Annotated in this window: 12 protein-coding genes; 5 read left to right on the top strand and 7 right to left on the bottom strand. The window is 42.1% G+C overall.

Annotated elements, in window-relative coordinates:
- Positions 1 to 108: 108 nt before the first annotated feature.
- A complete protein-coding gene (locus tag L0Z67_RS14225; RefSeq protein WP_405128164.1) occupies positions 109 to 948 on the top strand; it encodes a sulfurtransferase in 840 nt (279 codons plus the stop codon).
- Here the strand turns inward: L0Z67_RS14225 and L0Z67_RS14220 are convergent.
- The 3 genes from L0Z67_RS14220 to L0Z67_RS14210 form a co-directional block, all read right to left on the bottom strand.
- Complete coding sequence (locus L0Z67_RS14220; protein ID WP_405128163.1) at positions 923 to 2461, bottom strand: tetratricopeptide repeat-containing sulfotransferase family protein; 1539 nt, start codon at positions 2459 to 2461, stop codon at positions 923 to 925. The genes L0Z67_RS14225 and L0Z67_RS14220 overlap by 26 nt on opposite strands.
- A 108-nt stretch (positions 2462 to 2569) precedes the next feature.
- Positions 2570 to 5002 (bottom strand): TonB-dependent receptor, encoded by a 2433-nt coding sequence (locus L0Z67_RS14215; protein ID WP_405128162.1) that lies wholly within the window; start codon positions 5000 to 5002, stop codon positions 2570 to 2572.
- Positions 5003 to 5182: 180 nt separating this feature from the next.
- Positions 5183 to 5539 carry a DUF5522 domain-containing protein gene (locus tag L0Z67_RS14210; RefSeq protein WP_193987795.1) on the bottom strand — a complete coding sequence of 119 codons (357 nt, stop codon included), beginning with the start codon at positions 5537 to 5539 and terminating at the stop codon, positions 5183 to 5185.
- Between the two features lie 43 nt (positions 5540 to 5582).
- On the opposite strand from L0Z67_RS14210, the gene L0Z67_RS14205 reads away from it, so the two are divergent.
- Entirely contained in the window at positions 5583 to 5906 is a 324-nt protein-coding gene (locus tag L0Z67_RS14205; protein ID WP_405128161.1) for a hypothetical protein, read from the top strand.
- 40 nt (positions 5907 to 5946) lie between these two features.
- Here the strand turns inward: L0Z67_RS14205 and L0Z67_RS14200 are convergent, their stop codons facing one another.
- Positions 5947 to 6915: a class 1 fructose-bisphosphatase gene (locus L0Z67_RS14200; protein WP_062568661.1), complete on the bottom strand. Its 969-nt coding sequence runs from the start codon at positions 6913 to 6915 to the stop codon at positions 5947 to 5949.
- Between the two features lie 161 nt (positions 6916 to 7076).
- Between L0Z67_RS14200 and L0Z67_RS14195 the strand changes: the two genes are divergently transcribed.
- Together L0Z67_RS14195 and L0Z67_RS14190 are read left to right on the top strand one after the other, a co-directional pair.
- Positions 7077 to 9506 carry a zinc-dependent metalloprotease gene (locus tag L0Z67_RS14195; RefSeq protein WP_405128160.1) on the top strand — a complete coding sequence of 810 codons (2430 nt, stop codon included), beginning with the start codon at positions 7077 to 7079 and terminating at the stop codon, positions 9504 to 9506.
- A gap of 104 nt (positions 9507 to 9610) precedes the next feature.
- Complete coding sequence (locus L0Z67_RS14190; protein WP_062568663.1) at positions 9611 to 10393, top strand: YggN family protein; 783 nt, start codon at positions 9611 to 9613, stop codon at positions 10391 to 10393.
- 53 nt (positions 10394 to 10446) lie between these two features.
- On the opposite strand, the gene L0Z67_RS14185 is transcribed toward L0Z67_RS14190, so the two are convergent.
- A complete protein-coding gene (locus L0Z67_RS14185; protein WP_062568664.1) occupies positions 10447 to 12072 on the bottom strand; it encodes a methyl-accepting chemotaxis protein in 1626 nt (541 codons plus the stop codon).
- Positions 12073 to 12187: 115 nt separating this feature from the next.
- Entirely contained in the window at positions 12188 to 12886 is a 699-nt protein-coding gene (gene rsuA / locus L0Z67_RS14180; RefSeq protein WP_062568665.1) for a 16S rRNA pseudouridine(516) synthase RsuA, read from the bottom strand.
- Positions 12887 to 12944: 58 nt separating this feature from the next.
- Here rsuA and zapE point away from each other — a divergent pair, with 58 nt between their 5' ends.
- Positions 12945 to 14057, top strand: coding sequence for a cell division protein ZapE (zapE, locus tag L0Z67_RS14175; protein ID WP_062568666.1), 1113 nt, complete (start codon positions 12945 to 12947; stop codon positions 14055 to 14057).
- Between the two features lie 58 nt (positions 14058 to 14115).
- Here the strand turns inward: zapE and L0Z67_RS14170 are convergent, their stop codons facing one another.
- Positions 14116 to 17136: a TonB-dependent receptor domain-containing protein gene (locus tag L0Z67_RS14170; RefSeq protein ID WP_405128159.1), complete on the bottom strand. Its 3021-nt coding sequence runs from the start codon at positions 17134 to 17136 to the stop codon at positions 14116 to 14118.
- Between the last annotated feature and the right edge of the window lie 222 nt (positions 17137 to 17358).

Genomic DNA, 17358 nt, shown 5'->3' with positions numbered 1-17358 from the left:
TTATCATCATAATAAGAAAGTGCGTATGAATATGACATTAAATACAACGTATTATCTAGACTTATTTGAGCTTAAAGTTGAGTTAGTTATTCCAGTTGGAAGGTCAAAATGAAAAATATAATTACGCCAGAGTGGCTCAATAAAAATTATAATAACGCAAATATCATTATTTTTGATGCGGGAATGGTGCGCCCTGGTATGCCTGGCGAGTATGCGCCTCAAGCAATGCTGCCTAATGCACAGCGTTTTGATTTTAAAAAGACGCTAGCAGATAGCACTAACCCTGTACCAAGTATGATGTGCAGTAGCGAGCAGTTTACAGAGCATATGCAGCTTGCCGGTGTAAACCAAGACTCACTGGTAGTCATTTATGAAGACCAAGGCTTATTCAGCTCTGCACGTGCGTGGTGGATGTTCAAAGCAATGGGCTTTGACAACGTTAAAGTTTTAAGCGGCGGTTTGGCTAAGTGGCAGGCACTTGGTTTTGCAACACAAGCAAGCTATTCAGCTGCGACTGGTCAAGGTAACTTTGTTGCTAGCCCCCGTGCTGATTACTTTATCAGTGCAGAGCAAGTGCTTAACTCACTGGATGAACAAAGCACACTAACATTGGATGCTCGCCCTTATGAGCGATTTACCGGCGAACACGCAGAGCCGCGCGAAGGCATGCGCAGTGGTCATATTCCAAATAGTCGCAGTTTGTCACTTGCAAGTGTACTGGATAACGGTGAGCTAAAACCGCTGGGTGAATTACAGGCATTATTTGAGCAACATATTGCAGTGCATCACACCCAGTTACAATTTAGCTGTGGCTCAGGTGTAACAGCTTGTGCAATTGCATTGTGCGCCGATGAATGCGGTTACACCAATTTACGTGTCTACGATGGCTCATGGAGTGAGTGGGGCGCTCGTCACGACTTACCTATTGAAACAGGTCCGCATCAATAAATTTAGCGTAATTTTGCCAGCTGCCGATACTGCTTTTATTCAAAGGCTGGCGAATTTGCTTTTTACTCGCCGTGACTGAGGCTGCATTGTTTTTATAAAAGGATAAGCAGCTTTCTTGCCAGCTTAAATCGCAAAAAGCATAGAGCTTTTGAGTCTGTTGGGTAGGTTCTGCCACGAGTTGTTCATAGCTTTGTAAAAAAACGTTTTCAGGATACTTGTTGGCAAAATGACTGACTAATGCAGAGTAATCTTGATGGTATGAGGCAATATCTTCAATTGCAAAGCTGTAGTGATGAAACACACTTTGCGGGTTATACAGCTGCCTAAAGTTGGCAATGCTGCAATCTCGCCAGTCCCGCTGCATACAAACTATTTTAGCATTAGGAAAAGCCGCTAATATAAAATCAATATAGTAAAAGTTAAATGGCTGTTTATCACAACTTCTAAGGCCATCACTTAGTTGCTCGGCTCTTTGTTGATAGTTGGTAAGTGCTGCCTTTATTGCCTTAGATGTATATGCTTTATCGAGCATTTCGCTATCAATCACATGAACTGATTGTGTGGCGTGTTGTATGAGTTGCGCAATATCGTTTAGCTCACCGATGCCTTTTAGCTGCTCACTTTGATTAAGGATTTTCTCAATTAAGGTTGTGCCAGAGCGGGGCATACCAACCACAAAAACGGGCGAGAACGCAGAGTCACTACTTTCAATTGCTTGCTGTTTGCTCTTGGTAATAAGTTTTTGACAAAAGTGGCGATGCTGTGTGGTTTGATAATTAACTTTACTGGCTATGGCTTGCTTACTTAGTGCAAAGTATTTAAATGCATTTTTGTAGTCATCAAGGTGCTCATAATTAAGCGCAAGACTATGAAAATACACTTGTTGTTCTATAATGGTTTTTTCTTTATTCGCCAAGGCTTGTAGTTTTTGGATATGTAGCTTGGCATCTACATCAGTATTGAGTTCAGCCTGTGAATAGTGGGCTTGATAAAAGTAAGGTTGCTTTGTAGTTAGTTGCTGTAGCACGTTTTTTGCTTCATCGAACAGTCCGTGAATTTTATAACACACCGCCAAATTATAGCTAATTTGTAGGTTATCTTTGTTGCGTTGGTAGGCTGCTTTTTGCAAGCTAAGGGCGTCGTCATAATACCCTAATCGGGTCGCAATATTGGCTAAGGTATCAAAGTCAGCGGCACTCAAGTCAGTTGTTTGCAAAGCGTCTTGATAATGCACAGCTGCATTACTTACTTTGCCTAACAGTACGTATAACTTGGCAAGGGCTAAATGGTATATCGCAAAAGAGGCTAAGCTGAGCGCTTTTTCAAGCAGTTTAATCGCTTTGTTGATATCGCCCGCAGCAGCGTTGACTTCGCTAAGTAAAAAGTAACAAACGTGGTCTTCAGGGTTTTGCTTTAGGCGCTGCACAAGTAGATAATGTGCATCGTTTAGTTGCTTGTTGGCTAACAACTGTTGGATATGAGCGCGAAGCGCTTGTTGGGTATCATTTAGCATAAGCGCATAGTATACCAATTCACAATAATACTTAATTATTTTAAGGCTTATACCAATCCCAATAAAAGCCCTGCCTAAAGATGGCAAGGCTTTTATGGGTATGTTTAATCACAGCTCAAAGTTGTAGCTAAACTTCATACCAATAGTACGCGGTGTTGTGGTGTAGTGACCATAAACACGCTGTAGTTCAGGTAGTTCTTTGTTAAGTTCAGCATATTGCGACATACCAGCCCAAGACTTATCACGACGTACAGAAGTGAACGCGTACTTATCGAATAAGTTATCTACGTATAGGGTTGCAGACCACATATCGCCGGTAATTTTGGCTGATAAATTGCTTAGTGCGTAACCTGGTAATACTTCGCCGTCTGCTTTTAGGCCGACTTTGGTGATCACATCGCTTTGCGCTGTAATACCGTAGTTTACGCTTAATAGTTTATCGCCTAGGATATCTTGCTCGTAACGAAGACCAAACGAGAATTGATGCTCAGGCGCACCTGGTAAACGGTCGCCTTTAGTACCATCATAGTAGCTTTGGTATTGCGCTAAGTCGTCGGCTAATACGCCAAATAAGTAGGGGGCATCTTCGGTTAATTCAGCCTTTGCATAAGCGTATGTCGCATAGGCAGCCCAGTTATCACCAATCATAGCGCGGCTTGAAAGCTCAATACCTTTTGAATTAGCAGAACCCGCATTCGAAGTAATTAACTCCTGACCATTTACCGTACTGCTACCAACTTGCGCATCTTTCCAATCAACGTTAAAGAGCGCTGCATTGAAGTGTAGGCGGTTACGTAACCATGATGACTTAAAGCCTAGCTCGTAGTTGACTGTGGTATCTGGTTTGTAATCTTCTTCGTTTGGCAGGGCACAAACAATTTGTTGCTCAGGTAATACATCAGGGCAAGGAGCAATACCGTTACCACCACCAATGCGGAAACCTTCACTCACGGTAAAGTAAGCAAGTACACCATTATCGAATGTATAGTTAGCATTAAACTTAAATAAGTTACCGTTATCGCTAGCGCTCACATTTTCCATAACAAGGTTATCTAGTGAATCAAAATCACCAGAATAGAGCGGTGTTGCAGAACCTGATGTTGTAGAAACATCGTATTCGTAAAAACGTGCACCTAAGGTCACATCAAATTGCTCTGTGATGCTGTAGCCAATTTCACCAAAAAGTGCTTTTTCAGTGGTTTCGCTGTCTGAAATTAGAATGTACTCAAGATCTTGTTCAACGTTAGGAATGCCGCCACCCCAGTACTCAGTTAAACCAGGTGTGTATTCACGATCATCTGAGTGGCTTTCTAATTTGTTGTAAAAGCCGCCCACAATCCAGTTAAGAGCGCTACTACTATTTGATACTAAACGAAGTTCTTGCGTAAAGGTATCGCGCTCTGAGGTATCGTGCGTGTAGCCAACAAATGAAGGGAAGTCGGCATAACCTGACCAAATATCGTAAAGTAGATCGGTTTGATCGCGCTGACCAGATTGCTCATAGCTAGACCAACCAGATGCAGAGACCAGCTCAGCAAAACCAAGATCTGCTTTTACTTCTAAGCTTAATAAATCATTTTCTTCTTCACCAGGCTCAAGTACACGGGCTACGTTTTCGTATTTACCTGGCACACCTTGCAGCGCACTGCTATTAGCAAGTGAGCCGTATTGCGATGTCGAGTTGCCTCCATTTTCTTGTTTTTGATAGAAGTAGTTAAGCGTTGCATCAACATCTTCGGTTGCAAGCCAACGAAGTGATAAACGTGCTGTGGTGATTTGCTCATCGTTAACATCACTGACGCTTTTTAAGTTGGCATTTACATCGCTGCTGTCAGAAAAATCAGGGTCCGGGTTTGATACACCCGGCTTTTGAACTACATGGGTGTAATCGATGTAACCTGGGTTATCGTAATAATTTAAGCTAGTACGTAATGCTAGTTTATCGTTGATTAGTGGCGTGTTGAATACCACGCCAAACTCACCACCGGTACCGTCACTTTCGTTGATGCTAAATATATCGCCTGTTACTTTGCCCTCAGTAATATCAAGCTCAGGTTGCTTTAGTAAGTAACGAATCGCACCGCCTAAAGTGCCTGCACCGTATAGCGTGCCTTGTGGGCCGATGAGTACTTCCATGCGATCAACATCAGTTAAACGTAAATCAATACTAAGTGGAATTTCACCAACATAAGTTGCGACTGTGCCGCTATCAGAAATACGATCAGAGGTATTGGTGTTCAAACCACGAACGATAATCGGAGAACCTTCACGGCCACCTTGATCAGAAATCGTTAGGCCTGGCACCCAGCGTGCAACATCTTCTAAATCACTAATATTTTGGTCGCTAATGACATCGCCATTTAGGGCCGTAATATTGAGTGGTGCATCTTGCACAGAACCTGCTCGTCGTGTTGCAGTAATTTGAATTGTTTCAATTGATTTATCGACTTCGATAGCATCTTCTGCTGCAAATGCCATATTGCTATTGATTAAAACCGCAGAAATTGCACTTGCAAGTAGAGCAGGCCTAAAGGTATTCATGTTTGATTCCGATGTAGTTACAGTAAATTTATGCTTAAAAAATAGGCGTAGCTAGTAATTCAAGCTTAAAAGAGATTGATTTAGTGAATTTATATCCAATTATAGTGTATTTTTATTCTTATAGTCATGCGTTATTTGCAATAAAATGCAAAATAATTGAATAAATACTCTATCTGGATGTTAACTATCGGAAAAAGGGCAATGGGTGCAGCCGTTTTTACAGCAATGGCCGCGCTTTAAAAAGAACCAGCGACTAAATACCATGTAGTTGTTTTGCATCGTGTAATCGAGATTTTCAATTAACTTACCTTGATCATAGAAAGGTTTGGCAAAAGCGAGCTGTTGCTTTAGAGGCTGTTGGTATAGTTTGAATAAAAATAAATTTATTTTCTTAATCGTACAATCACGGCACAAACAGGATGTAGTTGCTTCATCAAGTGGTAAAATGGCGGGTAACTCATTACACCAACACGCATTTATATTGTCGACTTGGCAGTTAAGTGTTGCTTTGCATTGTGAGCAAGTAAGGGTTGTCATTCTGTAAAAAGATGCTTTGAGATTGAAAAGGTAAGCATAGCAAATGGATAAATTAGACGCATTAGATGAGTTTGCTCGATTTGGTGAAAACCGATTTGAGGCAATCGCCATTATTACCAGCAGCCCTGACAATCAAGGTGATGTGTATATTGTTACGCAAGACGTTTTTTGTCAGGTTTTACAGCGTGTTATTGACGGTGAAATAGATATCGATGAGTTAGAACTTTGGGCAAATGTATTAGAGTCTCGTCAAGACATCGACGAAAGTGCGGTTGAAGGCGCAATCTTTGCCTTAAGTAATAACGAACAAATGGGTGAGTTGAGTAAAAGTACGCTAAAGAAGTTATTAGAACTGAGCTTAGGCTGAAAGAGTCTTATATTTTTCAGCCTAAGGTATGTACTTGTTGCTACTTATGATAGTTCAAGCAGGTTTCAACTTCGTTTTTCGAGCCTAAGATCACCGCAACACGCTGGTGGATAGCGTCAGGTTGAATATCCATGATGCGCTCTGTGCCCGTTGAGGCAATACCGCCAGCTTGTTCGATTAACATTGCCATAGGGTTTGCTTCGTATAGTAAACGTAATTTGTTAGGCTTATTTGGATCTTTCGTATCGGTCGGGTAAGTGAAAATACCACCACGACATAAAACACGGTGCACATCACCCACCATTGCAGCAATCCAGCGCATGTTGAAGTTACGACCACGAGGGCCTGTGTCACCAGCAATTAAGTCATTGATGTAATTTTGCATCGCCGGTTGCCAATGGCGCTGGTTAGAGGCATTAATAGCAAATTCGCTGGTGTCTTCAGGTACTTTTGCAAAATCTTCTGTTAATAAGAAGGTACCGTGCGTTTTATCTAAGGTGAAAAAGCGTGTGCCTTTGCCAGTTGTTAATGCCAGCACGGTAGATGGGCCATATAATACATAACCCGCTGCAACTTGGTTTTTACCCGGTTGCATAAAGATACTTGGATCAGCAGGATCCGCGCCATCAGGCGCTGCCATAATTGAGAAAATTGTACCAACCAGTGAGTTAATATCGGTATTTGAAGAGCCATCAAGCGGGTCAAAGGCAACGATGTATTTAGCATCAGGATTACCTGCAACGGTAAAGTCTTCTTCCTCAGAAGCAATGGCTTTTACGTAGCCCGATTCGAGTAAAATGTCTTTTAGAAGCTGATTGGTAAGTACATCTAATTTCTTTTGTGTTTCACCCTGAATATTTTCATCAAGAGTTGAACCTAACACACCTGATAAGGCACCTTGACCAACACGGAATGAAATTTCTTTACATGCCGCAAGCACTGTTCTGATCAATGAGATCAGTTCACGAGGGCAGCCATCTTCTAATAATACCGGTGGGAGTCTACGCATTCTATTTTCCTGATAACGTTGTAGCCAGACATTTTTAAGTGTGAGAGAGAATGTCTTAGCAAGCGCTGAATTTCGTCTTAAATAGCTGTTTTTTGTTGGCGATACTTTATACTGCCAAATACCTGTACAGTATTTAAAACGCGAATAACAAAGATAAGATTATGCAAAAAATACCATTACTACGATACCTGCTCTTAGCTGTGCTGCTTACTATAATAACTCAAGCACACGCAGCAATTAAGCCTATAAATGATTTTACTGAAAAAATGAGTCATTTTTCGGGCTATTATTCTTTCTATTATGATTCTGAAAGCGGCAAAGTGTACGTTGCAGTTGATAAACTCAAGCAACCTTTTTTACTTCAGCAAAGCTTACCTTATGGGGTCGGCTCAAATGATATAGGGCTTGATCGAGGGCAACTTGGCAATACCTATTTAGTACAATTTGAACGTTTTGGTGATAAGGTGATGTTACGAGCATTGAATACTTATTATCGGGCGAATACGGCCAACTTGGCTGAGCTGCAAAGTATCAAAGAAGCGTTTGCTTCGAGTATTCTTGCGGGCTTTAGTGTTGTTGCAGAGTCAGACTCAGCGGTACTTGTAGACTATACTCCTTATTTATTGAGTGATGTGCACGGTGTAAGTCGTCGTTTAGCTGCAACCTCGCAGGGGAGCTTTAATTTAGATGGTAATCGAAGCGCAGTCTATTTAGCTCGTTCAAACGCATTTGTGAAAAATACAGAGTTAGAGGCAATACTCACTTTTCAAGGTAGTAACCCTGGTGAGTTTGTTCGTCAAGTGAGCGCTGATCCTCACGTACTTACAGTACATATGCATCATTCTTTTATTGAACTGCCTGATGATAACTACACACCACGTCAATTCCATCCTCAATCCGGTTACTGGAGTATTGAGCATAAAGATTATGCCGCGCCACTTGGTGAGTCTATGTATGTGCGTTACATTCCGCGTCATCGTTTAGCAAAAAAAGATCCGAGCTTGCCAATTAGCGAACCCGTTGAACCGATTGTTTACTATTTAGATCCAGGCGTGCCTGAGCCAGTTAAAACAGCCTTGTTAGAGGGCGCTAAATGGTGGAATGATGCATTCAATGCTGCTGGTTATAAGAACGCATTTATCGTTAAAGTGTTACCTGATGATGCTGATCCTATGGATATACGCTACAACGTGATCCAATGGGTACACCGTGCAACACGTGGCTGGTCGTATGGCAGCTCAGTGATAGACCCGAGGACGGGCGAAATTATTAAAGGCCATGTAACACTGGGTTCATTACGTGTACGTCAAGATATCCTTATCGCTGAGGCATTAGCTGCCCCTTATTTTGAAGGTAATGAAGTTGCTACTCGTTTACAAGCAATGGCTCTTGACCGTATTCGTCAACTAAGCGCTCATGAAATAGGCCACACGTTAGGGATTGCACATAACTTTTCAGCGTCGGTCGCTGATAGAGCATCGGTAATGGACTATCCTCACCCGCTACTTAGTTTCAATGAGCAAGGCAAACTGGATGTGAGCCGAGGCTATGCCTCTGGTATGGGAGTGTGGGACACACAAGTGATAAAATACGGTTATAGCGATTTTACAAACCAAGATGAACCACAACAACTGGCCGCAATTTTAGCTGAAAATAAAAGTAAAGGGCTGGAATTCATTTCGGACAGTGATGCACGTGCTAAAGGGGGCGCTCATCCAACGGGGCATTTGTGGGATAACGGTCGTTCACCAAGTGATGAGTTAATGCGTGTACTTGATGTTCGCAAACAAGCGCTGACGAGCTTTGGTATTGAAAATATCAAAACGGGGACTGCGTTATCGCAACTAGAAGAAATGCTGGTGCCACTTTATTTATTCCATCGCTATCAAGTTGAAGCTGCGGTTAAATTAATTGCCGGTGTTAATTACGAATATGAAGTACGTGATGGCTCAGAGCCAAAAGGGGCGCAAGTTGTAGCTAAGCAAACCCAGCAGGCGGCTGTTGATGCATTACTTGCTACACTAAAAGCTGAGAATCTAGTTTTACCTGAGTCAGTGTTAGCGCTTATTCCACCAAAAGCGTATGGGGAATCTAAATCACGCGAGAGCATCGTCGGTCGTACAGGATTAACCCTTGATGCTATGGCACTGCCTGAAGTCGCGGCTGCACATAGTTTAAGCCTATTATTTAATAACCAGCGTGTTAATCGTCTCGCGCAGCAACAAGCGCGTAGCGATGCATTTTATAGTTTAGATTCATTATTAGCTCAAACTTATCAGCAAATTTTCGAGCAAAAAGTTGCCCAGGGGATGGCGGGTAAGATTAACCAACGAGTGCAGCTTTTAACGGCTAAGCAATTTGCTGATTTAGTAACGAGTGATAAAGTCGCCCCCGAGGTACAAGCACAGTTTCGTTATTATCTTGCCAAGCTTGCAAAGAGTTACCAGCAAGAATCAATGCTAGGAAGTGCATCAGTAGGTGATAGCGCCTTCAAACAATATTTAAGCGAACAAATCAGCCACTTTTTAACAAGCGGTGAGTGGCCTGCAAACTTTAAAGTATTGCCAATGCCACCGGGTTCACCAATTTAACCCACCTTTATTTTAAGACGCCTAGCATAGCTAGGCGTTTTACTTGCATAAAACTGGATTTTTGCTAATCTACCGACCTCTCTTTTTGTCTTCTTGGGGTGTATATGGCGTTTTTTTCTCGCTCGCTGCTTGCGGCAGCTATTACATTCTCGAGTTTTTCAAGTTATGCCTCATTAGCTAAAAAACAATGCGAAGTTGAGCTTAGTCACGGCTTGATCATTACAGATGATGTTATTCGTATTGTTGATAAAGGCCAAACCCGTGTACAAATAAACAACAATACTCAGTTATTTATTCGTGGCTATTGGGTTGACCTTAATCCAGAAGAAAGCAAAGTCGTGGAGCAGTTTAGTTTAGGTATTCGTGACACTGTGCCTGAATTAGTTGAACTGGCCACTGACGGTGTAAATTTAGGTTTGAGTGCTATTGAGCAGGTCGTTGAGGGCATGTCCGACAAAGAACCTGAAGTACTTAAAACGCAATTACAGTATGTTGAACGTGCTTTGATGGATAAGTTTAAGCGTGGCGATGACTTTTTCTTTATCGCCCCGCAATCATTGTCGAAAATCGATGACTTTTTTACCAAAGAGATCAGCCAAAAAATTCACTCAGCTGTACATGGCTCATTAGGGGCTATTTTAGTTTCATTAGGTGATGCGTTTAAATCACGTGAGGGAAATATCGAAGATCGTATTAACGACATGGGTCAGCGTATGGATATTATCTCTAAGGAAATAGATAAGTCACTGCAAAAGAAAGCGGAGCAGCTTGAAATGAAAGCCTCTGAATACTGTGAGTGTTTAAACTCACTAGATGTCACTGAATCTCGATTACAAAAAATAGTGCCAGGAATGGCCGATTTCGATTTGGTACAGATTAAGTCTTAAAAGCCCAGTAAACTTACTGGGCTTTTTATGTCTGGCTTTTGATACGTGAATAGTTAGCTAAATTTAGCTGTTTCTGTCTCTAAATCAGCGGTAAGGCCTTTGATTGAATCGGTTGCCGTATGTGCCTGACTGGATACGTTAGCCGTCTGTGAGGCAGTATCTGAAATGGTGACCACACGTTTTGCTGTATCTTCACCTGCGTCTAATTGCTCTTTAGCTGCTATAGCAATTTGATGGCTCATTTGTGCGATTGCACTTAATGAACTCGCAACTCGGTTTAGTTCTTCATTGGCTTTGGTTGATTTAGCCACAGTTTGTTCACTGGTCGAAATACTCAGTGCAACAGATGACTTAGCATCTTGTGTTGCTGATTGTAATTTACCAATCATGTTGCGGATTTCTTCGGTACTGGTTTGTGTTCGTTGTGCAAGGCCACGGACTTCATCAGCAACAACCGCAAACCCTCTACCTTGTTCGCCAGCACGAGCTGCCTCAATGGCTGCATTAAGGGCTAATAGATTTGTTTGCTCTGCAATTCCTTGAATAACACTTAGCACATTAGCGATATTATTTACTTCATCATCAAGAACTTGAATGTTATTACCAGCGCTGTCAATTTGTTGCTCTAAAAGTGCGATTGTTTGTGCTGCTTCGTTGGTTAAGTGGCTTGCGCTTTGCCCTTGGTTCTCAGCTTCTTGTACTGAGTAAGCTGCTTGTTCGGCATGCTCAACAACTGTTTGCGCTGAGGCGGTTAGCTCAGTAATGGCTGAGGCAACCATTTGTGTTTCTTCATTTAAACTACGGGTGAGTTTATCAAGCTCAATAGAGCGAGACTCGTTATCAACACTTTGATTTTTGAGGCTATCAGTTACATCTTTGATACCATCAACAACGCCGCGTAAGCCTTGTTGCATGTAATGCATGGCCGCAATAATACTTTCACTTGGCGCATCTTGGCGGATAGTTGAGTGGAGGTTGCCACGTGATACGTTTTTAACGATATCAATAACTTCATTGATTTCACCTCCCAATGCATTGGTCAGTGATGAGCCAAAGCGTGCAATTGCAAACGTGAGGGCAATGGCAATGAGCATAGATAAACCCAATAGCCACTTTGCTGTGCTCCAGTATCGTTCATCGACTTCTTTTGCACTAATTCCTGTGCCAACATACCAGCCAAACAGCGGTGTTTTTTGTACAACAGACGTTAAGTCTACTGTTTCACCATCACGGACAGAGTCCCAGTGGTAAGTGATAATTTTATTTGTTGTGTTACCCACGAGTTGCTCGACCATGCGACCAATGCTGTTACCACTGGCATCTTTAAAGTCATTAAAGCTAGTACCATGCAATTCTGGGTCATGTGGCGTGGCAACAAAATCTAAATTATTGTCGACGACATAAACATACTCTGAATCGTGATATTTATTTTCTCTTAAAACCTGAGTTGCCAACTCTTTAGCCTGAGTTTCATCAAGCTGGCCATTTTTTACCATCAATTCGAATTGCTCAACGATATTAGTTGTGCTTTTCATCAATTGGTTAATACGCGCAATGTTATCGCTCTCACTTGCATGACGTAACGACTGTAAACCCAACAAGGCTATTGCGCAAAGTGCAATAAAAATGGCGGTAGCAAATAAGCTAATTTTTGTTTTTAAAGCTAGTCCTGATAACACAGTTAGCCTCCTTTTATTATATCCCCTCTACTTTTCTACCATGTTTATCGGCAACTTGTTAGCTTTTATTAAGTAAAAATGACAGCGTTATCATGATATTTGTTCAAGTACCTATTTAGAGTGAAAGCTCAGCAGCGGTCAAGGGGCGGTATTCACCACTAGCTAGATTTTCATCAAGATGAATATTGGCAATTTTTTCACGGTGTAGTTCAACAACTTTGTTATCAACTGCGGCCAGCATTCGTTTAACTTGATGATATTTACCTTCACAAATGGATAGGCGTAAGCTGTAGCTTGCAAGTTTTTCAACAATGGCTGGGCGAGTTAGCTCTTTTTCGTTGTGTAATTGCACCCCTTGCTCTAACGCTACTATTGCTTCTTCATTAATCGGTTCTTGCGTTTCAACTAAATAAGTTTTGAACTTGTTGTGCTTTGGTGAAGTTATTTTGTGCGACCAGTCACCATCATTGGTGATGATAACTAAGCCGGTGGTGTCTATATCTAAGCGACCAGCAACATGAAAGTCACTCATGTTTGGCTCATCGAGTAAGTCGAATACTGTCGGGTGAAGGTCATCTTTATTGGCACACACATAGCCTGCAGGCTTATGGAGCATGAAGTAGCGCTTGCCTAAAAAGACCAACGGCTCGCCTTGCCAGCGGATATCATCTTGTTCAGTGACTGAAAAGTCAAAAGAGGTGATCACCTCACCGTTTACGGTGGCGTATTTACGTTTTATACCAGCTCTGGTTTTACTGCGAGGTAATTCAGCAATATGACTGATAAATTTATCTAAACGGCATGGGAATTTCATTGGGATCACATTTTTAGTCGGCTACAATGGCCGCGAGTATAGCGGATACTGGTGACCTATGACAGTACAGCAAGGACAAATATTAAGGTATTACCAAGCGCAAATAGCCAAAGGCGAGCTGCATGAAGACCATGCTCAACGCACAGCGATTAATGCGCTTGATAATCTAGCCACAGAATTGGCTGCGCCAAGACATTGGTGGCAAAGCGCTAAGCCAATAAAAGGGGTTTATTTATACGGCCCAGTAGGGCGTGGCAAATCCATGTTGATGGATGTGTTTTTTAAGCTGGTTAACATTGATGCGAAGCAGCGTTTGCACTTTCACCATTTTATGAAGCAAGTGCATGAGCGTTTGATTCAGCTGCAAGGGCAGAAAAATCCGCTGACACTTATTGCTAAGGAGTGGGCACAGAACATTCGTTTGATTTGCTTTGATGAGTTCTTTGTTTCTGATATTGGCGATGCCATGATCTTAGGTGGCTTATTCAAAGCCTTGTTTGAGCACCAAGTGGTGTTAGTGGCGACGTCTAACTGTCAACCTGAGCAGTTGTATCGCAACGGTTTACAACGAGCACGATTTTTACCCACTATCGATTTGTTAAATGATCATTGTCATATTTTAAGTGTTGAAGGCAATACCGATCATCGCTTTCGCTTTGGTAAACAAACCGAACATTACTTTATTGATAACAAAAGTGCCCTTATAGGGCGCTTTTTAAAGCAAGAGCAAGCAGTACAAAAGCAAACAACGATAGAGGTTTGCTATCGTCAGCTTAGCTGTGAGCTGCAAGCTCAAGATGCCATTATGTTTGACTTTATGGCGTTATGTTCAGGTGCTAGAAGCACAGCAGATTACATTTATTTAGCAGAGCGCTTTCAGCGCATTTATTTGCTCAATGTGCCAGTAATGGGACGCGGAGCAACGGGTAAACAAATTGTGCATGGTATTGAAGACAGTTATCAACGTGAAAAACAGGATTTACAAGAGCACTTTTTAGATGATGAAGCCCGGCGCTTTATTGCTTTGGTTGATGAGTTTTATGACCGAGGTCGATTACTGGTGATCTCGGCTGAGGCGGGCATTAGTGATATATATCAAGGACAAAAACTGGCATTTGAGTATGCGCGTACAGAGTCTCGATTAGTCGAGATGCAAAGCTGGAAAAGATAAAAGGCGCATTAAAAAGTGCGCCTTTGTTGTCAGTCTAGCTGGGGTTTATATGAAAATGTTAAAAACTATATTGTGCGCCTACATACACATAACGACCTTTACCCCCACCATACTCAGAGTAATAATTACCACGCCCTGAAGGATAAAAATCACCTTTATTATCAAACACGTTATTTACACCACCGAATACGCGTAGTTGGCTTTGTTTACCAAGTGACAAAGTGTAAGACGCTGAAAGGCTGTGCTTTAAGAACGAGCCATAATCTTGGTAGGCAAGTTTTTCTGGGTTACTAATACAGGTATCTTCACCAGCCTCACAGCGGGCATCATTTTCGGCTACATACTCATTGTAACCTTCTTCAAGACTCTGGCTTGCTTTAAACGAGCCTAAGAAATTTGTACGCCAGCGAATACGTAGATCATCATTACGCCAAGTAATCGACATTGACGCTTTATCTTTAGTGCGACCATAGCCTGCGTAATGACTGGTCACTAAGCTACCATCGAGGCCTTCATAGGTCTGTGAGTTTTCAATCACATGATTATAATCAAGCTTTAACGAGAGTTGACCATAACTGTCAAAATCAAACTTGTACTGTGCAACCACATCATAGCCTCTAGCTGTGAGCTCATCGAGGTTATATTGACGTTGTAAAACCTTAATAATATTGCCCTCATTATTACGGGTAATATCATTACAGAAGGTGTTTTCAGCTCCCCACGCAACTTCAGAGTCGTAACATTCACGCATGATGTTTTCATTACTGATTTGCGAAATTGCATCGACAATTGCAATATCATAGTAGTCAACCGCAAGGTTGAAATTGTCTAAAAACGCAGGTGCCACTGTGATGCCAAACGTATACGTATCGGCAGTTTCTTCTTTCAAGTTTTCATTACCAGCACCCGGTGAATAACTGTTATTTTCATCGTTAAATTCGAAATCAGGATCGGCAGCAAGTTGCGCAGCTAAAGTGGGCTCTTTACGACAGTTATCGTGACCAGGTTTAGTCGATGTTGCAGTTAAACCATCACAAATATCATCATAGCTGTCGTAATCGCCACGCGGTGGTGACATAAGTTCAGTGATGGTTGGCGCGCGTTGCGCACGTGCATAATTCGCTCTAAAAGCATAGCCTTCGATAGGCTCCCAAAAAATACCGAGTTTGTAGCTGGCAACTGTATTGACGTTTTCCATGCTGTAATTAGCCAACCGAAGTGACGTTTCAGCACTTAAGTTTTTTGCCAGTGGTGCATCTTTTAACAGTGGGATTGCAAGTTCTGCAAAGGCCTCATAGACCTCAACTTCACCGTAGAAGTTTGGTACATAGTTAAAGGTGATCCCACCGGATTTCATATCATCACTGGTTTTCAGATCTTGGCTATCTTTACGGTATTCACCACCAAATACAGCCGACACTGAGCCTGCTGGTAGTTCAAATAAGTCACCAGCAATGTAACCGACTACGCCATATTGTTTTACTTCGGTATCAATAACCGGATTAGTACGTATCCATGCCGCCATGTCATCAGTGATTGACCCTTCGCCAAACAAGTTGATAGGCACGCAGCCTGCTGCGCGAGCTGCTTCATCAATACATTGGATTGTGCCATCAGCAAGCTCCTCAGCTTGTAAAGCTTGGTTTAGTTTTACTGTGTTTAACTCATTGCTACGAACTTGATGTTGAGTGAAGCGACCGTAGCTGGCTGATACATCCCAATCCCATTCACCGTTAAAGAGTGTCCCCTGTAAACCTGCCCAGCTACGAATCGTTTTACGTGTGTTATCAGTACTGATATTACCCACTTCACTAAAACGACGATCCCAATAAATACGATCTTTATATGGGTTGGCATCTAAGATTTCTTGCGGCACATAAGGATTATCAATTGGAATATAACCTGGTGCAACATCCGAAAGTGGATCGCCAGTGACGGGATCATAGCGAGGTACAAAAGCACCTTCGTACTCATCCTCTGGAGACTTATTGTTAAATGATCCACTGTCACTGTATTGTACCTGTGCGTACAGCATGACATCATCTGTTAAGTCAAAGTCGACTTTCAGTGCCGTTGAGAAGTTATCACTTGGCACATCCAACATCACGTATTGGTTAGAGTTGATGCCGTAAATTTCTTCGTTGCCTTTCCAGTCATCACGAAGAGTTTGACCATCGTACCAAAACTGGGTGTCGTTATTACCGTTTTCTAAGAACACACCGCCAGGAATACCGTCGCTCTTACTTACCCAGTCAGCTTGAGTGATGTCACGCATACATTGGTCGCCATTGGCTGTTTGCATCACATTACACATGCGATCAGGGTCATAATCGTAGCTATCTTCAATCTGGGCACGTTTACGGTCGTAAAACGTCATGCCAAAATCACGGTCCCAGTTAGCGCTGAAATACGCATAGCCGCGATCATCGGCAAATGAGGTGCCATAATTTAAATCAAGGGTAAACTCTTTGCCGCCACCATCAGTGGTTTCACCTGTATTGGCTTTAAAGTCGAAGCCTTCTTTTTTCGATTGAGTAATTATATTTACAACACCTGCGACCGCATCTGCCCCATAGGTTGCTGATGCACCGCCACTAATTATTTCAACGCGTTCAACCATGCCGCTAGGAATGGTATTTAAACTAACGTAATTACCACTGTAGCTGTTTGAAACAACGCGACGACCATCAATCAGTGTCAGTGTACGGTTAGCACCTAAGTCACGTAATTGAACAGTGGATAAACCAGTTGCAGAAACACTTGATTGGCTGGTGGTATTACCAATGCTTTCACTAAGCGCAGGCATGTTATCGACTAAAATATCAGATAAATTCGTTAACCCAGTATCCAAGATAGCGTCACGATCCATAGTAACCAGTGGCGTGGGTATCGAAAAGCTGTCTCGTTTTATACGTGAGCCCGTAACGATAATTTTTTCGGGTGTTTCGTTTTGTTCTTTGATTGCAGGGCTGGTATTAGCTGTGCGTGCAATGTCTGCTTCATTAGCAAGTGCATGTTGGCTAAAACCACTGGCAACAGCAAGCGCTATTGCACATGGCTTAGTTAGTAGATTTCTCACAGGCGTTCCTAGTTGTACTTATTTTATTTTTAGTTGTGTGAAACCAGAGCGCTGCTCTTTTAAGGGCAGTTAAAATTTACAGTGAACAACACCCTGGTTTGTCGGTATTGACGTAAAATTTTTTATAAAAATGTGAATACAACTGCAATCTTTAGTGACTCGTTTATCTCTCTATTTTATATCTATTTAATATCTATTCGTTTAAAATCAATGTGTTGTTAT

Origin of the sequence: Pseudoalteromonas sp. PB2-1 (assembly GCF_045040605.1) — a bacterium.
GTDB lineage: Bacteria > Pseudomonadota > Gammaproteobacteria > Enterobacterales > Alteromonadaceae > Pseudoalteromonas > Pseudoalteromonas arabiensis.
Note: the sequence above shows the minus strand (reverse complement) of the source record. Positions and strands in the feature narration are given on the sequence as shown.